Source organism: Thiobacillus thioparus DSM 505 (assembly GCF_000373385.1).
Taxonomy (GTDB): Bacteria; Pseudomonadota; Gammaproteobacteria; order Burkholderiales; family Thiobacillaceae; genus Thiobacillus; species Thiobacillus thioparus.
Window position 1 is genome coordinate 38,770 of record NZ_KB891317.1, and the last position, 17,626, is coordinate 56,395.

Below are 17,626 nucleotides of genomic sequence, written 5' to 3' on the forward strand. Positions count from 1 at the left end.
ACGATCAAGTAAAGGAACATGCGGTCACGGATTGCGACTGCATGGAAATCACTATGCGACGCCATACTTACACGAACCTTACGGATAGGGGCCGGGTATGGATTTTTTCGCGCACGGTTTCAGGCAGTCGGGGAAATCACTGCTTGGCAGCGTCGGTCTTTTTCTCGGGGGCCTTGGCCGTGTGCTTCATGGCTTTCTTGACGCTCTTGTGTGCAGCGGCGGGTTTCTCTGCCGCAGCGGGGGCGGCGTCGGCAGCCATGGCGGACAGGCTGAACGTACCGGCAATCGTGGCGGCGACCAGGGAAGACATCAGTTTGCTCATCAATTTCTCCTGTTGATCAAGTGGGTTTTCATGCAGTCGCAGTCGACTGCATGAAAATCACTATGCGGCGCCATGCTTACATGAACCTTACGGATCGTCGTGCGAAGCGATGCCTCGATATTCGCGACATGCGGGATCGAAAGGCCTGACTTTGTGTCAGACTTTAAATATGAAAGTTTTGCTCGTGGAAGATGATCCGACCCTGGGTGAGGCCGTCATGCTGGCGGTCCGGCAGGCAGGCTTCGCGGTCGACTGGAGCCGCGACGGGGTGCAGGCCGAGACCGCGCTGAAGACCTATACCTACGACGCCATGCTGCTTGATCTGGGGCTGCCGCGGCGGGAAGGTCTGGAGGTTCTGCGCAATGTGCGCAAACGCGGCGCAACTCTGCCGGTGATGGTCCTCACCGCACGCGATACGGTGGAGGATCGCGTTCGCGGCCTCGATGCGGGCGCGGACGATTATCTGCTGAAACCGTTTGCGCTGGATGAATTGCTGGCGCGGCTGCGCGCCTTGCTGCGGCGGGCGCATGGCGTGGCTGACACCCAGATCCGCATGGGGCGCTTCTGTTTCGACAGCGTGAAGCGGCAGGCCAGCGTGGACGAGACGCCGCTGGTGCTGTCCGCTCGCGAGGTAGGGGTGCTCGAAATCCTGCTCAGCCATGCCGGGCGCGTCACGGCCAAGGAGGCGATCGCGGATCGTCTGACGGGATGGGACGACGGCGTAGGCGACAACGCGGTGGAGGTCTACATCCATCGTCTGCGGCGCAAGCTCGAAGGTTCAGGCGTGGTCATCCGCACGTTGCGCGGCCTGGGCTATCTGCTGGAAGCCGAGCGTTGAACGGGGAAGGCCAGACAAGTCTGCGACGGCAGCTGATCGTCCGCATGCTGTGGATGATGCTGCCGCTATTCATTCTGCTGTGGGTGATCGCCTATTTCTCCAGCCAGTACTTCATCAATGCGGCGTTTGACCGGTCGCTGATACGGCGTACGTTCGCGCTGGCCGATCGGGTCGAGGTCCTGCAGGGACAGGTGCAGGTGGACCTGCCGGTTGCCGCGCGCGAATTGCTGGTGTTCGATCAGGAGGATTTGCTGTTCCACAGCATTACCAATCCGGCTGGGCGTGTCATTGACGGCGAGCAGGACATGCCGCGGCTTCCTGGCCATCAGGATATCCGGCCGGGCCAGTTGATCGTCTATGACGGCATCAAGGACGGCGAGAAGGTCCGGGTGGCCGCTTTTGGACTCTCGCTCAAAGGCACGAGTGCGCGTGGGACCGCCCTGGTACAGGTGGGCGAGACGCTGTCGCACCGTTCGGCCATGGCCGAACGTGCCACCCTGGCGATCGTGATTCCGATGCTGCTGATGACCCTGACTGCGGCGATTGCCATCGCCTATGGCGTGCGGAAGGGGCTCGAGCCACTGAGCCGGCTGCGCGATCGGCTGTCAGCGCGGCAGGCGTTCGATCTGAGCCCGGTTCCCCTGGGAGAGACTCCCGCCGAGCTGCGCCCGTTTCTGGATGAAATCAATTCGCTGCTGCAGCGTCTGTCCGAAGCGGTGGAATCGCAATCGCGTTTCGTCGCGGATGCCGCGCACCAGCTCCGCACGCCGATCGCGGGCATTCGCGCGCAAGCCGAGGCGGCGCTGGCCAGCGCGCGACACGAGGATGCCCAGCATGCGTTGTCGCGTATTGCCCAGTCGACCCAGACCATGGGCGACCTGGTGCAGAAGCTGCTCATTCTGGCGCGCGTCGATGCGGCGGAAAACACCCTGCGCCTGAGCCGGCTGGATGGCGTGGACGTGGTGCGGGAAGTTGCGCGGGAGTGGGTTCCGCTGGCCTTGGCCAGCGGGGTGGAGATCGGTTTCGACATGAAGGACAGCGAGGCCTGGGTGATGGGCGACGCGCAATTGCTGCGGGAAATGCTTGCCAACCTGATCGACAATGCCCTGCGGTACGGCGGCACGCGTATCACGCTGACGGTCCGGCGTTCCGAACAGGGCGTAACCTGGCAATTGGCGGACAACGGGCCGGGCATCCCGGAGTCGCAACGTGCTGCAGCGTTTTCGCCATTCCATCGATTGTCGGGCAGCGTGGATGGTGCCGGCCTTGGCCTGACCATCGTCCAGCGAATCGCCCATTTGCATGGCGCGCAGGTGAGCCTGGAAACAGGGGCCGGGGGCATGGGCCTGGTCGTGAACGTCCTGTTTCCGGCAGCGCCTGCTCAGGTATAAAAAAACCGCGCCATAGAGCGCGGTTTTTTTGCGGCGGACAGTAGTCAGCCCGCCGTTTCCGGCGTTTCGCTGTCGGTGGCGGCCGGTGCATCCAGCAGTGCCTTCATCGACAGGCGCAGGCGGCCTTTCTCGTCGGCTTCCAGGATCTTCACCTTCACGACCTGGCCTTCTTTCAGGTAGTCGCCGATGGTGTTGACACGCTCGTGGGCGATCTGCGAAATGTGCAGCAGGCCGTCGCGGCCCGGCAGCACGTTGACGATCGCGCCGAAGTCCAGCAGTTTGATGACCGGGCCCTCGTAGACCTTGCCGACTTCGACCTCGGCGGTGATTTCCTCGATGCGCTTCTTGGCGAGTTCGCCGGCTTCCATGCTGGTGCAGGCGATCTTCACGCTGCCGTCTTCCTGGATGTCGATCTGGGTGCCGGTTTCCTCGGTCAGCGCGCGGATGACGGCGCCGCCCTTGCCGATCACGTCGCGGATCTTTTCCGGGTTGATCTTCATCGCGATGATGCGCGGGGCGTAGGCCGACATTTCATGCGTCTCGGAGACCGATGATTTCATGATGCCGAGGATGTGCATGCGGCCTTCCTTCGCCTGCGTCAGCGCGGCCTGCATGATTTCCTTGGTAATGCCGGTGATCTTGATGTCCATCTGCAGCGCGGTGACGCCTTTCTCGGTGCCCGCGACCTTGAAGTCCATGTCGCCGAGGTGGTCCTCGTCACCGAGGATGTCGGTCAGCACCGCGAAGCGGTTGCCTTCCTTGATCAGGCCCATGGCGATGCCGGCGACGTGCGCCTTCAGCGGGGCGCCAGCGTCCATCAGCGACAGACAGCCGCCGCATACCGAAGCCATCGACGACGAGCCGTTGGATTCGGTGATCTCCGATACCACGCGCATGGTGTAGCCAAATTCTTCCTTGGTCGGCAGCACCGCCAGCAGCGCGCGCTTGGCCAGACGGCCGTGGCCGATCTCGCGGCGCTTGGGCGAACCGACGCGGCCAGTTTCGCCGGTGGCGTAGGGGGGCATGTTGTAGTGCAGCATGAAGCGGTCGGAGTAGGAGCCTTCCAGTGCATCGATGGTCTGCTCGTCACGGCCGGTGCCGAGCGTGGTGACGACCAGCGCCTGGGTTTCGCCGCGCGTGAACAGGGCGGAACCGTGGGTGCGTGGCAACACGCCGGTGCGGATGGTGATCGGGCGCACGGTGCGGGTGTCGCGGCCGTCGATGCGCGGCTGGCCCGACAGGATGCGGTTGCGCACCACACCGGCTTCCAGGCGATGGAAGGCGTCCTTGACGTGGTTCTGCGCGACCGTGTCCATGTCGGCGGTGATCAGCTCGGCAAAGGCCTTGCTGCGGACTTCATCAACGGCGGTCATGCGCGCCTGTTTCTGCTTGATGTTGTACGCCTGCTGCAGACCGTCTTCGGCCAGGGCCTTCAGGCGTTCCACCATCGCCGTGTCTTCGGCGAGCGGCTGCCAGTCCCAGGCGTCGGCACCGGCTTCATCGGCCAGTTCGTTGATGGCGTTGATCGCGGCCTGCATCTGGGTGTGGCCGAACACGACCGCGCCCAGCATGATGTCTTCGGGCAACTCCATGGCTTCAGACTCGACCATCAGCACGGCGGTCTCGGTGCCGGCGACGACCAGATCCAGCGCCGAATTCTTCAGCTCGGAGTTGGTCGGGTTGAGCACATACTCGCCGTTGATGAAGCCGACACGTGCCGCGCCCACCGGGCCGTCGAACGGCAGGCCGGACAGGGACAACGCGGCAGAGGCGCCGATCAGCGCGGGAATGTCGGCGCTGACTTCGGGGTTGGACGACATCACCGTGGCGATGATCTGCACTTCGTTGAAGAAACCTTCGGGGAAAAGCGGGCGGATCGGACGGTCGATCAGGCGCGAGATCAGCGTTTCGCCTTCGGACGGACGGCTTTCGCGCTTGAGAAAGCCGCCGGGGATGCGGCCGGCGGCATAGGTTTTTTCCTGGTAGTCGACAGTCAGCGGAAAGAAATCCTGGCCCGGCTTGACTTCGTTCTTGGCGACGACGGTGACCAGCACCACGGTGTCGTCCATGTTGACGATGACGGCGCCGGAGGCCTGGCGGGCGATTTCGCCGGTTTCCAGCGTGACCTGGTGGCGGCCGTAGGTGAAAGTTTTCTTGATAGCGCTCACACGAGTTCCTTTCAAAGCAAAAACGCCCCGCAGAAGCGGGGCGTGCGAAATTCAGGGGGCAATACGCCCCATCCACTGTGCCGGTGCAGCAGGGTGCCGGATCATCACAGTGGCTCTGGAGGGATTACTTGCGCAGACCGAGGCGATCGATCAGGGTCTTGTAGCCTTCGAGGTTGGTGCGCTTCAGATAGTCGAGCAGCTTGCGGCGGCGGCTCACCATCTTCAGCAGACCACGACGCGAGTGGTGGTCCTTGATGTTGGCCTTGAAGTGGCCGGTCAGGTCGTTGATGCGGGCCGTCAGCAGGGCAACCTGCACTTCGGGCGAGCCGGTGTCGGCGGCGGCGCGTTGGTAATTCTGGACGATCTCTGCTTTTTGGGCGACGGTAACAGCCATGGTGTACTCCTTATCAAATCGCGTGGCCTGCGGCTGTGCGGGACACGTTCGGGGAAACCCGGAATTCTACGCTAAATGAGTGACTTAACTCAAGCCTGTGGCGTGGCGATGAGACGACGCGGCACCAGCTGGCCGGCATTCGCGTTGGCCAGCCCAAGGAAGGTGTTCGAAGCCGTGTAGACGCGAATCAAGCCTGACTCGGTGGCGGCATGCGCGATGCTGCGTCCTTGGCGCAAGGCCTCCGCCTCGGTGTCGTCGAGCAGAACGGCAGGCAGGTGGGCCACCAGGCAGTCTGCGGGCAACAGCAGGGCATGGCGTCGAGCGGGATCGAGCGCTTCCAGCTCGGCCAGGGTATGCGACTGTTCCAGCTTGAATCCACCGGAACCGAGGCGCGTCAGGGCAGTGAGGTGGGCGCCACAACCGAGTGCGGCGCCAATATCCTGTGCCAGGGTGCGGATGTAGGTACCGGCGCTGCATTGGACGTCGAGGATGACCCGGGGCGGGACACATTCGGTCATCGCCAGCGAACGGATGGTGACTTTGCGCGGCGGTCGTTCGATTTCGATCCCGGCACGGGCATATTCGTAGAGCGGGCGCCCCTGATGCTTGAGTGCCGAGTGCATGGGCGGGATCTGCTCGATCTCGCCCATGAAGCCTGGCAGCACGGCGTCGATTTCGGCACAGTTCACCGCCACGTCGCGGGTGCTGAGTACCTCGCCCTCGGGATCGCCCGTCGTGGTGGTGACGCCCAGCTGCAGCACGGCGCGATAGCGCTTGTCCGCATCCAGCAGGTAGGCCGAGAACTTGGTGGCCTCGCCGAAGCACAAGGGCAGCAGACCGTCGGCGAAGGGATCGAGAGTCCCGGTGTGGCCTGCCTTTTTGGCGTTGAGCAGCCACTTGGCCTTTTGCAGTGCGGCGTTGGAGGTGATGCCGACCGGCTTGTCCAGCAGCAGCACGCCGTCGACCACTTGGCGGGCAGGCTTCACTCGTCCTTGGGGTGTTTGGCGTCTTCGGCGACGGCCGATTCGATCAGTTGGGTGAGTTCGATGCCGCGTTCGACCGAGCGGTCGTACACGAAGGTCAGCTTGGGCACCACACGAAGCTGCATGCGGTGCGACAGTTGCGAACGCAGAAAGCCGCTGGCGCGCTGCAGACCCTGCAGGCAGGCGTCATGCTCGGCCTGCCCGCCCAGTGTGGTGAAGAAGACCTTGGCGAACTCCATGTCGCGGTTGACCTCCACCTCGGTGATGGTCAGCATGCCGACGCGCGGATCCTTCACTTCCTGCCGGATCAGCTCCGGCAGTTCGCGCTGGATCTGGTCGGCAACGCGGCGTGCCCGGGGGAAATCCTTCGGCATTACAGCGAGCGCGCCACTTCCACCACTTCAAACACTTCGAGGATGTCACCTTCCTGGATGTCGTTGAAGTTCTTCAGCGATAGGCCGCATTCGAAGTTGGCCTTGACTTCCTTGACGTCGTCCTTGAAGCGCTTGAGCGAATCGAGTTCGCCCTGGTGGATTACGACGTTGTTGCGCAGCACGCGCACGCCGGCGTTGCGCTTGATCATGCCATCCGTCACATAGCAGCCGGCGATGGTGCCGACCTTGGAAATGACGAATACCTGGCGGACTTCCACCGTACCGATGACGCTTTCCTTCTTCTCGGGCGCCAGCATGCCGGACAGCGCCGCTTTCACTTCATCCACGGCTTCGTAGATGATGTTGTAGTAGCGGATGTCCACGCCGCTGGATTCGGCCAGCTTGCGTGCGGTTGCATCGGCGCGCACGTTGAAGCCGATCAGCACCGCCTTGGAGGCGAGCGCGAGGTTGACATCGGATTCGGTGATGGCGCCGACGCCGCTGTGGATGATGTTGACCTTGACCTCGTCGGTCGACAGCTTGCCCAGTGCATGCGCCAGACCTTCGTAGGAACCTTGGGTGTCGGACTTGAGAATGATGGGCAGATGCTGCACTTCGCCCTGGCCCATCTGTTCGAACATCGATTCCAGTTTGGCGGCCTGCTTTTTCGCCAGCTGCACGTCGCGGAACTTGCCTTGACGGAACAGCGCGATTTCGCGCGCCTTGCGTTCGTCCGGCAGCACCATCATGTCCTCGCCGGCTTGCGGCACATCGGACAGACCCTGGATTTCCACCGGGATCGAAGGACCGGCTTCGGTTACTGTCTTGCCGGCTTCGTCGAGCATGGCGCGCACGCGGCCGTAAACCTGGCCGGCCAGCACCATGTCGCCGCGACGCAGGGTGCCGGATTGCACCAGCAGCGTGGCAACCGGGCCCTTGCCCTTGTCCAGTCTCGCCTCGATGACGAGCCCTTTGGCCGGGCCGTCGGCAGCTGCCTGCAGTTCCAGCACTTCGGCCTGCAACAGGATGGCGTCGAGCAAGCCGTCGATGTTGGTATTGGCCTTGGCCGACACTTCGACGAACTGGGTGTCGCCACCCCATTCCTCGGGGGTGACGCCCTGCGCGACGAGTTCCTGGCGGATGCGTTCCGGGTTGGCCTCGGGCTTGTCGATCTTGTTCACCGCCACCACCAGTGGCACGTTGGCGGCCTTGGCGTGGTGGATGGCTTCGATCGTCTGCGGCATGACACCGTCGTCCGCCGCTACTACCAGTACCACGATGTCGGTTGCTTTCGCGCCGCGTGCACGCATCGCGGTAAACGCTTCGTGACCCGGGGTGTCGAGGAAGGTGATGACGCCTTTTTCGGTTTCGACGTGATAGGCGCCGATGTGCTGGGTGATGCCGCCGGCTTCGCCGCTTGCGACGCGAGTGCGGCGGATGGTGTCGAGCAACGAGGTCTTGCCGTGGTCGACGTGGCCCATGACCGTGACGACCGGCGGGCGGGCGAGCACTTCATGTTCGCTTACTTCGCCTGTGTCGATCAGGAAGGCTTCCGGCGTATCGAGGGCGGCAGGCTTGCCGATGTGGCCCATTTCCTCGACCACGATGATCGCCGTTTCCTGGTCGAGCACCTGGTTGATGGTCACCATGCTGCCCAGCTTCATCAGTGCCTTGATCACCTCGGCCGCCTTCACCGACATCTTGTGGGCAAGCTCGGCCACCGTGATCGTTTCGGGGACCAGGACTTCGCGCACGATCGGCTCGGTCGGGGCAACGAAGGTAGTTTCTTCGTGGCCGGCCTTGGATTTGCCCTTGCGGCCGCGCCAGCCTGCGTCAGGTGCAGCACCGCCACGGGTCTTGAGACCACCCTTGCGGCGTGCGGCTTCGTCCTTCCAGGTGCCTCCGGCTTTCTTGTCCGGACCTTTGGCGCCTTTGGCTGCGCTGGGTTTGTCCGGTTTGTGCAGCGTTTTTTCCGTCGGTGTGGCGGGGGCAGCAGGGGCGGCGGCTTTCTGGGCTTCCGCCAGCTTGGCGGCCTCGCGGGCAGCTTCCGCCTGCTTGCGCAGAGCGTCGCGTTCGGTACGGGCTCGCGCATCCGCAGCCTGACGTTCCTGCAGCGCTTGATGGCGGCGCGTCTCTTCTTCGCGAGCCTTGACTTCCGCTTCGTTGAGGATCGAGGCCTTCTTGATGCGAGTGGTTTTTTTCACCACCGGCGCGGGGGCCGTTGCGGGCTCCGCAGCGGCCTCGACGGCCGCAGGCGGCGCGGCTTCGGCGACAGGCTCGGGTGCGGCGGCGACAGGCTCAACCTCGACGGCTGCAGGCGGGGCGGCTTCGACGACTGGCTCGGGAACGGGCGCTTCGATCTTGTGCTCAGTCACCGGCTGGGCCGGCACCTCGACCTGCGGAACAGGCGGGGTTTCGGCAGCCGGCTGGGCTTCGGCCGCCAGTGCGGCGGCATCGCGCTTGACGTAGGTGCGCGACTTGCGCGTTTCCACCGTGATGGTGCGCGACTTGCCGGTACTGTCGGTCTTGCGGATTTCACCGGTCTGCTTGCGCGTGATGGTGATCTTGGTCTTGCCGGTCTCGGCCCCGCCACCGTGCATCTTGCGCAGGTAGTCGAGCAGGTGTGCCTTGTCCGCCTCGGTGACGGAGTCGACCACATCGTTTTTATTGACGCCTGCCGCTTTCAGCTGTTCAAGCAACAGCTGGGGCGGCAGTTTCAGTTCCTGGGCAAATTGTTCAACGTTCATGCAGTCCTCGTGGCGTATCAGCCTTGGGCGAACCAGGGCGCGCGTGCGGCCATGATCAATTGTTTGGCACGTTCGGCATCCATGGCGGCCATTTCGGTCAGCTCATCGACGGCCAGTTCGGCCAGATCCTCGGTGGTGTGGACGCCCTTGCTGGCGAGCGTGCGTGCGGTTTCGGCGTCCATGCCTTCGAGCGACAGCAGGTCGCCCGCGGAGGCCTCGACCTGTTCCTCGCCGACGATGGCAGCGGTCAGCAGGGCGTTGCGGGCACGGTTGCGCAGTTCGTTGACCAGGCCTTCGTCGAAGGCCTCGATCTCGAGCATTTCGTTCAGCGGCACATAGGCGACTTCTTCCAGCGTGGAGAAGCCTTCGTCGACCAGGATCTGGGCGACTTCCTCGTCCACATCGAGCTTTTCGATGAAGAGCGCGAGCGTCTTGCCGCTTTCGGCCGATTGTTTCTCTTCCGCCGTTTCGCGCGACATGATGTTGAGTTCCCAGCCGGTCAGTTCGGACGCCAGGCGCACGTTCTGGCCGCCGCGGCCGATCGCCATCGCCAGTTGCTCCTCGTCGACCACCACGTCCATGCTGTGTTTGTCTTCGTCCACCACGATGGAGCTGACTTCGGCGGGGGCCAGTGCGTTGATCACGTACTGCGCCGGGTCGGCCGACCAGTGGATGATGTCGACGCGTTCGCCGGCCAGTTCGTTGGTCACCGAGGTGACACGCGAGCCCCGCAACCCGATGCAGGTGCCGATCGGATCGATGCGCGGATCGTGCGACACCACGGCGATCTTGGCGCGCAGGCCCGGGTCGCGGGCGGCCGCCTTGATCTCGAGCAGGCCTTCCTCGATCTCCGGCACTTCCAGTTCGAACAGCTTCATGATGAATTCGGGCGCGGTGCGCGACAGCACCACCTGCGGCCCGCGGGGGCCGCGGTCGATGCGCAGCAGGTAGGCGCGGACGCGATCGCCGACGCGCAGGTTCTCGCGCGGGATCATCTGGTCGCGGTGCAGGAAGCCTTCGACGCGACCGGATTCGATGATGGCGTTGCCGCGGTCGATGCGCTTGACCACGCCGTTAACAAGGTGTTCCTTGCGGGCGAGGAAGTCGCTGATGATCTGCTCGCGCTCGGCGTCGCGGATTTTCTGAAGGATGACCTGCTTGGCAGCCTGGGCGCCGATGCGGCCGAACTCGACGTTTTCCAGCGGCTCTTCGATGTAGTCGCCGATTTCGATGTCGGGAATCTTGTCCTGGGCGTCGATCAGCAGGATCTGGTAGCCCTCGGATTCCAGATCGGCTTCGGACACGACCTGCCAGCGGCGGAAGGATTCGTAGTCGCCGGTTTCGCGGTCGATCGACACGCGCACGTCGGATTCTTCCTTGAAGCGTTTCTTGGTAGCGGAGGCGAGCGCCTGCTCCAGTGCCTCGAAGACCACTTCCTTGTCCACGTTCTTTTCGCGAGCCAGCGCATCGGCCAGCATCAAAATTTCACGGCTCATATTCCCTCCAGCCTGCCTTGCCTAAACCATGGGTTTCAGGCGGGCAGCATCCACATTTCTCAAGTCGACCGACACTTCCGAGCCGTCGACGATCAATTTCACCAGTTCGCCATCCAGACCGACCAGCTGGCCGGTCAGGCGGCGCCGGTTGTCCATCGGCACCCGCAATTTCAGCGTCACCGGCTCGCCGGCGAAGCGCGCATAGTCCTGCGGCTTGACCAACGGCCGGTCAAGGCCGGGCGAGGACACTTCCAGCCTGTCGTAGTCGATGTTCTCGACAGTGAACAGATGGGTCAGGTGATTGCTCACCGCGACACAGTCGTCAATCGTGATGCCGCCCGGCTTGTCGATGAAAATACGGATCAGCCCGCGCCCGGCACGCTCCAGCATCACCAGCTCGTAACCGAGTCCGGCAAGTACAGGCTCCAAGCGGGTGGGCAGATCCATCATCGCAAATCCATTGTTGTGCCGCTATGCGGCCCGGTCAGGACACGGCGCAGCACAAATAAAAAATGGGCGAACCGCCCATCGTGTTAATAATAAAGCGCAAAAATTATACCACTCGGGCCGGTGAACTGGAAGGTGGTGCCCGGAACCGGAATCGAACCGGTACGCCATCGCTGGCGAGGGATTTTAAGTCCCTTGTGTCTACCAATTTCACCATCCGGGCAAAGCGGACGGCTGACCCTGAATTTGGAGGCGCGAGCCGGAGTCGAACCGACCTACACGGATTTGCAATCCGGTGCATAACCGCTTTGCTATCGCGCCGTCGCGGTAAAACGCTTGAACGAAAAGGGGAAAACGTCCGGCTAAGCCTTCTGTTTTCCCCGGAATGCTGGAGCGGGAAAGGAGGTTCGAACTCCCGACCTCAACCTTGGCAAGGTTGCGCTCTACCAGCTGAGCTATTCCCGCGTTGAAGGCTGCGCATTATGGTGATTTCGGTTTTTTCTGTCAACACCTCAGGGCGAAGATTTTTGCAGGGCGCGCGCGGCCATCACGAGGTAATACGCCATCGACACGAGGGTAAGCAGGGCGGCCACCCAGATCAGCAGCGTGCCGATCTGGAGGATGGGTAGGCCGGCGAAAGGCTTGAAATACAGCAGCAGCACGATGGCGACCATTTGTGCCGTGGTTTTCAGCTTGCCGACGAAAGAGACCGCGACGCTGGCCGACTTGCCTGCCTTGGCCATCCATTCGCGCAGGGCGGAAATGGTGATTTCGCGGCCGATGATGATGAGCCCGATCAGCGGCGCCACGCGATCGAGGTCGATCAGTACGATCAGCGCGGCAGCCACCATCAGCTTGTCGGCAACCGGGTCGAGGAAGGCGCCGAAGGCCGAAGTCTGGCCCAGTTTGCGCGCCAGCCAGCCGTCGAGCCAGTCGGTCAGCGCCGCCACCCCGAAAAATGCGGCCGCCAGCATGTTGGCATCAGATGGCGTCACCCAGCCGTCGGGCAGGTAGAACACGCCTGCCATCAGCGGGATGAACAGAATGCGCAGCCAGGTGAGCAGGTTGGGGAGATTGAGCGGCATCAGTGGAGCGCGTTATAAATGGTTTCCGCCAATTCTCGGCTGATACCGTTCACGCTGGCAAGCGCGTCGACGCCGGCGTCGCGTACGCCTTGCAGGCCGCCGAAGTGTTCCAGCAACTGTTTACGCCGTTTGGGGCCGATGCCTGCGATGTCTTCCAGCGTCGACTGCACGCGCGTTTTTCCGCGTTTGGCGCGATGGCCGGTGATGGCGAAGCGGTGCGCTTCGTCGCGCACTTGCTGGATCAGGTGGAAGCCGGGATGGTCCTTGGCGAGATTGAGTTCGCGGCCGTCGGCGAAAATCAGCGTTTCCAGCCCGGGCTTGCGTGCCTCGCCTTTGGCTACGCCGAGCAGCGGCACGTCGTTCAGGCCCAGTTCGGCCATGGCCTCGACCGCCATCGAGATCTGTCCCTTGCCGCCGTCGATCAGCAGCAGGTCGGGCAGCACGCCATTCTCTTCCACGCTCTTGTGGAAGCGTTTGATCAGCGCGGCATGCATGGCGGCATAGTCGTCGCCGGGTGTGATGCCGCTGATGTTATAGCGCCGGTAATCGGATTTCTTCAGGTCGTTTCCCTCATAGACGACGCAGGAGGCGACAGTGGCTTCGCCCATGGTGTGCGAGATATCGAAGCATTCGATGCGGTTGAGTGCCGGCAGATCGAGCGTGTCGCGCAACGTGGCGAGCCGCTGCGACTGGTTGGCGCGATCGGCGCTGCGGCGTTCGGCCGACAGCCGCGCGTTGGCTTGCGCCATGCCGATCCAGACCTTGCGTTCACCGGTGACGCGATGCAGCAGAGTGACTTTTTTACCGGCCTGCTCGGTGAGCAGCGTTTCCAGTGCGCCGGTCTCGATGGCTTCGCTCACCAGGATGCGCGCCGGAATGGGGTGGTCGAGGTAGTGCTGGACGATGAAGGCCTCCAGCGCCTCGGCTGGCGTCGCGCCTTCGCCGTGTTGGGGGAAGAAGCTGCGGTCGCCGAGATGCCGTCCGCCGCGGATCATCGTCAGGTTGACCGCGATCACGCCGCCGGCCTCGGCCACCGCGACCACATCCGCGTCCGCATCGCTGCCGGTGGAATCGACGAACTGCTTCTCGCGCACGGCTGCGAGCATGCGCAGGCGGTCACGCAGGAAGGCGGCCGTCTCGAAATCGAGCGCGGCCGCAGCGGCGTTCATCTGTTCGGTGATGTGTTCAGTCAGTGCGCTGGCCTCGCCATGCAGCAGCTGGGCCGCTTCATGGACGTCGCGCGCATAGGCCTCGGGCGTGATGAGCCCGACGCATGGTGCGGTACAACGTTTGATCTGGTACAGCAGACATGGGCGCGAGCGGTTGGCGAATACCGTGTCCTCGCAGGTGCGCAGTTGAAACACCTTCTGCAGCAACTGGATGCTTTCGCGCACCGCGTAGGCGTTGGGGTAGGGGCCGTACGTCTGGTCGCGCTTTTTCGGCGTGCCGCGAAAATAGGCCAGGCGCGGAAAGCGGTGTCCGGTCAGCAGCAGATAGGGGTAGGACTTGTCGTCGCGGAACAGGATATTGAAGCGCGGCTTCAAACCCTTGATCAGATTGTTCTCCAGCAGCAGCGCTTCGGCCTCGGTGCGCGTGATCGTGGTGTCGATGTGGTCGACACTTTTCAGCATCAGTTTGATGCGGGGGCTCTGGTCGCTTTTCTGGAAATAACTGGAGACGCGCTTCTTCAGGTCTTTCGCCTTGCCGACATACAGCACGGCGCCGGCCGCATCGATCATGCGATAGACGCCGGGCAGGGTGGGCAGCGAGGCGAGGAATTCCTTGTCGACGGCCAAGGCTCAGTCTTCGTCGAGCAGCTTGCCCGCAATTGCCCAGTTCTCGTCCGGCAGTTCCTCGAACGCGATGTAGGTATACGACGCCGGTTTGCCGGCATGGCGCTCCAGCGTGGCGGTGATTTCCTCGGCGATTTTCTGCTTCTGCTCCCGGGTGAGGCTGCCGGCGAGCTTGATGGTGACGACGGGCATGGTCAGTCCTTCGCTTGAATTGTCTCGAACACGGCCGCGAACATTTCGGGGGTGAGACGGCGCGTCTGGGTATTGTAACGGGAGCAGTGATAGCTGCTGACCAGCCTTCTGCCGTCGGGCAGACGGTAGTCGCTGGCGTGGGCGAAGGGATAATCCTTGAGCTTGAGCCCGCGTGCGCGGAGCACCGCCTGGTGTGCAATCTGGCCCAGCGCCAGGATGCTGGCGTGACTGGGCAAGGCATTCAGTTCGGCGGCCAGATAGCGGTTGCATTCGCGGATTTCGCCCGGTTCCGGCTTGTTGGCGGGCGGCAGGCATTTCACCGCGTTGGTGATGCGGCAGCCGGTCAGCTGCAGGCCGTCGTCTGCGAACAGCGATTGCGGTGCGCTGGCGTAGCCGAATTTGTGCAGGGTTTCGTATAGCAGCACACCGGCGTAGTCGCCGGTGAAGGGGCGGCCGCTGCGGTTGGCGCCGTGCATGCCCGGGGCGAGACCGACAATGAGCAGACCGGGCGCGGGATCGCCGAAGGCGGGCACCGGGCGGGCATGGTAATCGGGATGGCGGGCGCGTACCTCGTCGAGAAACGTGGCGAGGCGTGGGCAGGCGCGGCAGTCAGGGTCGAAGTGCATCGTGAACAATAAAAACGCCCCACAGCGGGGGCGTCCATTGTACGCGCGGGGGCGCTCAGCTTTCGATCGGTCCGGCAGCGGTCTGCATGTAGTTCTGCTCGCCCATGCGTTTGATCAGGTCGAGTTGGGTTTCGAGGTAATCAATGTGCTCCTCGGTGTCGGACTGGATGCCGACCAGGATTTCTCGGGAAACATAGTCCTTGACCGATTCGCAGTGCGCGATGGCCTCGACGTAAAGGGCGCGGCCGACGAGTTCGAGCTTGAGGTCGCATTCCAGGCATTCGACGACGTTTTCGCCGATCAGCAGTTTGTTCAGATCCTGCAGGTTGGGCAGGCCTTCCAGAAAGAGGATGCGTTCGATCAGCTTGTCGGCGTGATGCATTTCCTCGATGGACTCTTCGTATTCGTGTTTGCCCAACGCAACCAGCCCCCAGTTCTTGTACATGCGGGCGTGGAGAAAATACTGGTTGATGGCAGTCAGCTCGACCGTGAGTGCCTTGTTCAGATACTGGATGACTTTCTTGTCGCCTTTCATGGTTCTCTCCTGAATATTTGGCAAACCCGTTTAAAGAGCCGTTGGCTGGTCGAATGCTGGCTAGTAGGCGAATGGGGCGCCTGTCATTCTAGGGGAAAAGCCGTGCGGGACAAGTATGGATGCGCGGTCCGCACAGAACGGGCGCAAGCAGAGCGGATCGAATCAGGCGGCGGCGGCAAATGAGGCGTCCGCCGAACATCCCCGGCATTCGGCAAGCGCTTCCTGGAGTACGTCTTTCGCGCAGCGCGCGCAGCGACCGCATTGGGTGGATACGCCGAGTTCGTCGCGAAGCTGGCGCATCGTGGTCACGCCACGATGATGGACCAAGCCGCGGATTTCATGGTCGGTGACACCTTTGCAAAGACAGACGTACATGACGCACACCTTCTGGTTTGAAACACGTTAGGTGAACGATATAGATAATGAGAATGGTTGTCAATAACTGAATTGGGGGGTGCGGTTTTTTCGCAAAAAAACGGCAGCGGATTTCCGCTGCCGCCCCTTTACGTACCGCCCGTCATGGCGTGCAGCAGACGGCCCCGGGCTACCGCGACTTTGTGCACAAGTCGCACTCGGTGCACTCATAGCCTTCGTTCTGCGTGCTTCGGCGGCATTACGTCCTGCGTCGGCAGGACGTTGACCTTGTCGCATCGATGCCGTCAATCGCCCGGCGTCGTCTCCGGATGCGCGAACGGCGCGGAATGCGTGCCCCGTATCTTTCTTGTAGCCGGTGAGCATGGCGCGCGGCAGGTTGATGCGGGTCTTTCGGCTGACCCACGTCACGCCGGCCACATGCAGCGCGACGCACGCGAGCAGAACGTCGGAAAACGTCTCGTGCAGCTGTTCCAGCCATTCCTCGCCCCAGTAGGCGTCGGTTCCCATCAGCCAGCCCGTCACGCCCAGCGCGATGACGAAGCCGAGCATCGCGAACACCATCGCGGCGCCGAGCGGATTGTGTCCGCGCATGGCGACGCCGGGCCGGGCGAGGTAGGCTCGGATGCGCGCCGGCGTGGGGAAAAAACCGGAAAAGCGGGCATGGCGCGAGCCGATGGCACCCCAGACGAGGCGTGTACCCACCAGCCCCAGCGCCGCGTAACCCGCCCAGCGATGCCACGGGCCGCCGCCGTCGAATATGAACGCGTTGAGCAGTACCAGGGCGGCGAGGTTCCAGTGGTGCAGGCGGACAAAGCGGTCCCAGACGTACGCGCGTTCCACGACGTGCTCAGCAGGCATCAGTCGAGATAGGCCTTCACCGGTCTGCCGGTGACGGTGTCCATGTAGATTTCGACGCGCTGGCCCTTCTCGTTGTGGCCGTACATCTCGTAGCAATTGCCATCGACCTTGAATTTCTTGATCGTGTAGCCGGCGTCCTTCAGGGCGGCCTTGAGGTTTTCCTCTTTCATCCATTGTTCCTTGGGATGGGCCTCGCAGTCGGCGGCGGCGTGCGCCAGAATGGGAACGAGCGCCAGGGTGGCAAGGGTGAATCGCAGACCAGTCATGATGAGAGCTCCTTTTCTAAGATGAATGAAACAGGGGGATTCAGACCGTCGCCCACATCCGCATCAGGTTGTGGTAGCAACTGGTCAAGCGCACGGCCGTATCCGTTTCGCCGTGTTCGCCGCGCAGGGCGGCGATGCTTAAGTCCATTTCGTGCAGCAATTCGCGCCGTTGCGGTTCGCGCACCATGCTTTCAAGCCAGGTGAAGCACGCCAGACGCACGCCGTGCGTCACCGGCTCGACGCGATGCACGCTGTACGACGCATACAGGATCAGATGGCCCGCCGGCAGCTTGACCGCGCGGCCACCCAAGCCATCTTCGATGATGAGTTCGCCGCCGTCGTAATCGGTTGGGTTGTTGAGGAAGAGCGTGAACGACATGTCGGTTCGCACATGCTGTGCGGTGGCCGGGTGGGTGCGGATGGCGTTGTCCACGTGATTGCCGAAGGCGTTGGCTTCGTCGCCGTAGCGGTTGAACAGCGGCGGATAGATGCGCTTGGGCAGGGCGGCACTGAAGAAGGTGGGGTTCTTCGACAAGGCTTCCAGCACGATGGCGCGCAGCTGCTGCGCCACCGGGCTGGTTTCGGGCAGTTGCCGGTTGTTCTTCACCGTGGCGGCCTGCGTGCCGGCAGTGACGCGGCCGTCGGTCCAGTCGGCCTGTTTCAGCAGTGCAGTGCAGTGCGCGAGCGTGGCGGCGTCGAGAACGTTGGGAATGTGCAGCAGCATGGTCGGGTCTCC

Annotated in this window: 19 protein-coding genes and 3 tRNA genes; 2 read left to right on the forward strand and 20 right to left on the reverse strand. The window is 62.9% G+C overall.

Going from position 1 to position 17,626, the window contains the following annotated elements; genetic code table 11:
• Positions 1-136: 136 nt before the first annotated feature.
• Positions 137-322 (reverse strand): hypothetical protein, encoded by a 186-nt coding sequence (locus B058_RS0105840; protein WP_018507544.1) that lies wholly within the window; start codon positions 320-322, stop codon positions 137-139.
• Positions 323-491: 169 nt separating this feature from the next.
• On the opposite strand from B058_RS0105840, the gene B058_RS0105845 reads away from it, so the two are divergent.
• Both B058_RS0105845 and B058_RS0105850 read left to right on the forward strand, forming a co-directional pair.
• Positions 492-1,160 carry a response regulator gene (locus tag B058_RS0105845; protein WP_018507545.1) on the forward strand — a complete coding sequence of 223 codons (669 nt, stop codon included), beginning with the start codon at positions 492-494 and terminating at the stop codon, positions 1,158-1,160.
• A complete protein-coding gene (locus tag B058_RS0105850; RefSeq protein WP_018507546.1) occupies positions 1,157-2,551 on the forward strand; it encodes a sensor histidine kinase in 1,395 nt (464 codons plus the stop codon). The genes B058_RS0105845 and B058_RS0105850 overlap by 4 nt, the downstream gene beginning before the upstream one ends.
• 44 nt (positions 2,552-2,595) lie before the next feature.
• Here B058_RS0105850 and pnp read toward each other — a convergent pair whose 3' ends face one another.
• The 19 genes from pnp to B058_RS0105945 form a co-directional block, all read right to left on the reverse strand.
• Complete coding sequence (gene pnp, locus B058_RS0105855) at positions 2,596-4,719, reverse strand: polyribonucleotide nucleotidyltransferase (RefSeq protein WP_018507547.1); 2,124 nt, start codon at positions 4,717-4,719, stop codon at positions 2,596-2,598.
• A 124-nt stretch (positions 4,720-4,843) separates the two neighbouring features.
• Positions 4,844-5,113 (reverse strand): 30S ribosomal protein S15, encoded by a 270-nt coding sequence (gene rpsO / locus B058_RS0105860; RefSeq protein WP_018507548.1) that lies wholly within the window; start codon positions 5,111-5,113, stop codon positions 4,844-4,846.
• Between the two features lie 89 nt (positions 5,114-5,202).
• On the reverse strand, positions 5,203-6,099 hold the full coding sequence (gene truB / locus B058_RS0105865; protein WP_018507549.1) for a tRNA pseudouridine(55) synthase TruB: 897 nt from the start codon (positions 6,097-6,099) through the stop codon (positions 5,203-5,205).
• A complete protein-coding gene (gene rbfA, locus B058_RS0105870; protein ID WP_018507550.1) occupies positions 6,096-6,470 on the reverse strand; it encodes a 30S ribosome-binding factor RbfA in 375 nt (124 codons plus the stop codon). Before rbfA ends, truB begins: the two co-directional genes overlap by 4 nt.
• The gene (gene infB, locus B058_RS0105875) at positions 6,470-9,217 is read right to left on the reverse strand and encodes a translation initiation factor IF-2 (RefSeq protein ID WP_018507551.1); all 2,748 of its coding nucleotides are present in this window, start codon (positions 9,215-9,217) and stop codon (positions 6,470-6,472) included. Before infB ends, rbfA begins: the two co-directional genes overlap by 1 nt.
• A 17-nt stretch (positions 9,218-9,234) precedes the next feature.
• The gene (gene nusA, locus B058_RS0105880) at positions 9,235-10,713 is read right to left on the reverse strand and encodes a transcription termination factor NusA (RefSeq protein WP_018507552.1); all 1,479 of its coding nucleotides are present in this window, start codon (positions 10,711-10,713) and stop codon (positions 9,235-9,237) included.
• Positions 10,714-10,734: 21 nt separating this feature from the next.
• Positions 10,735-11,160: a ribosome maturation factor RimP gene (rimP, locus tag B058_RS0105885; protein ID WP_026240688.1), complete on the reverse strand. Its 426-nt coding sequence runs from the start codon at positions 11,158-11,160 to the stop codon at positions 10,735-10,737.
• 136 nt (positions 11,161-11,296) lie between these two features.
• A tRNA-Leu gene (locus B058_RS0105890) sits at positions 11,297-11,383 on the reverse strand.
• A 24-nt stretch (positions 11,384-11,407) separates the two neighbouring features.
• Positions 11,408-11,481, reverse strand: a tRNA-Cys gene (locus tag B058_RS0105895).
• A gap of 68 nt (positions 11,482-11,549) precedes the next feature.
• Positions 11,550-11,625 (reverse strand) — tRNA-Gly (locus B058_RS0105900).
• A 47-nt stretch (positions 11,626-11,672) separates the two neighbouring features.
• The gene (pgsA, locus tag B058_RS0105905; RefSeq protein ID WP_018507554.1) at positions 11,673-12,245 is read right to left on the reverse strand and encodes a CDP-diacylglycerol--glycerol-3-phosphate 3-phosphatidyltransferase; all 573 of its coding nucleotides are present in this window, start codon (positions 12,243-12,245) and stop codon (positions 11,673-11,675) included.
• A complete protein-coding gene (uvrC, locus tag B058_RS0105910) occupies positions 12,245-14,041 on the reverse strand; it encodes an excinuclease ABC subunit UvrC (protein ID WP_018507555.1) in 1,797 nt (598 codons plus the stop codon). The genes pgsA and uvrC overlap by 1 nt, the downstream gene beginning before the upstream one ends.
• A 3-nt stretch (positions 14,042-14,044) precedes the next feature.
• A complete protein-coding gene (locus tag B058_RS0105915; protein WP_018507556.1) occupies positions 14,045-14,230 on the reverse strand; it encodes a tautomerase family protein in 186 nt (61 codons plus the stop codon).
• Between the two features lie 2 nt (positions 14,231-14,232).
• On the reverse strand, positions 14,233-14,856 hold the full coding sequence (locus B058_RS0105920) for a uracil-DNA glycosylase (protein WP_018507557.1): 624 nt from the start codon (positions 14,854-14,856) through the stop codon (positions 14,233-14,235).
• A 55-nt stretch (positions 14,857-14,911) separates the two neighbouring features.
• Complete coding sequence (bfr, locus tag B058_RS0105925) at positions 14,912-15,391, reverse strand: bacterioferritin (RefSeq protein WP_018507558.1); 480 nt, start codon at positions 15,389-15,391, stop codon at positions 14,912-14,914.
• 162 nt (positions 15,392-15,553) lie between these two features.
• Entirely contained in the window at positions 15,554-15,766 is a 213-nt protein-coding gene (locus B058_RS17485) for a (2Fe-2S)-binding protein (protein WP_081616740.1), read from the reverse strand.
• A gap of 60 nt (positions 15,767-15,826) precedes the next feature.
• On the reverse strand, positions 15,827-16,624 hold the full coding sequence (locus B058_RS17490) for a cytochrome b/b6 domain-containing protein (protein ID WP_018507560.1): 798 nt from the start codon (positions 16,622-16,624) through the stop codon (positions 15,827-15,829).
• Entirely contained in the window at positions 16,624-16,890 is a 267-nt protein-coding gene (locus B058_RS0105940; protein WP_018507561.1) for a PepSY domain-containing protein, read from the reverse strand. Before B058_RS0105940 ends, B058_RS17490 begins: the two co-directional genes overlap by 1 nt.
• A gap of 40 nt (positions 16,891-16,930) precedes the next feature.
• The gene (locus B058_RS0105945) at positions 16,931-17,614 is read right to left on the reverse strand and encodes a Fe2+-dependent dioxygenase (protein WP_018507562.1); all 684 of its coding nucleotides are present in this window, start codon (positions 17,612-17,614) and stop codon (positions 16,931-16,933) included.
• Positions 17,615-17,626: the final 12 nt, after the last annotated feature.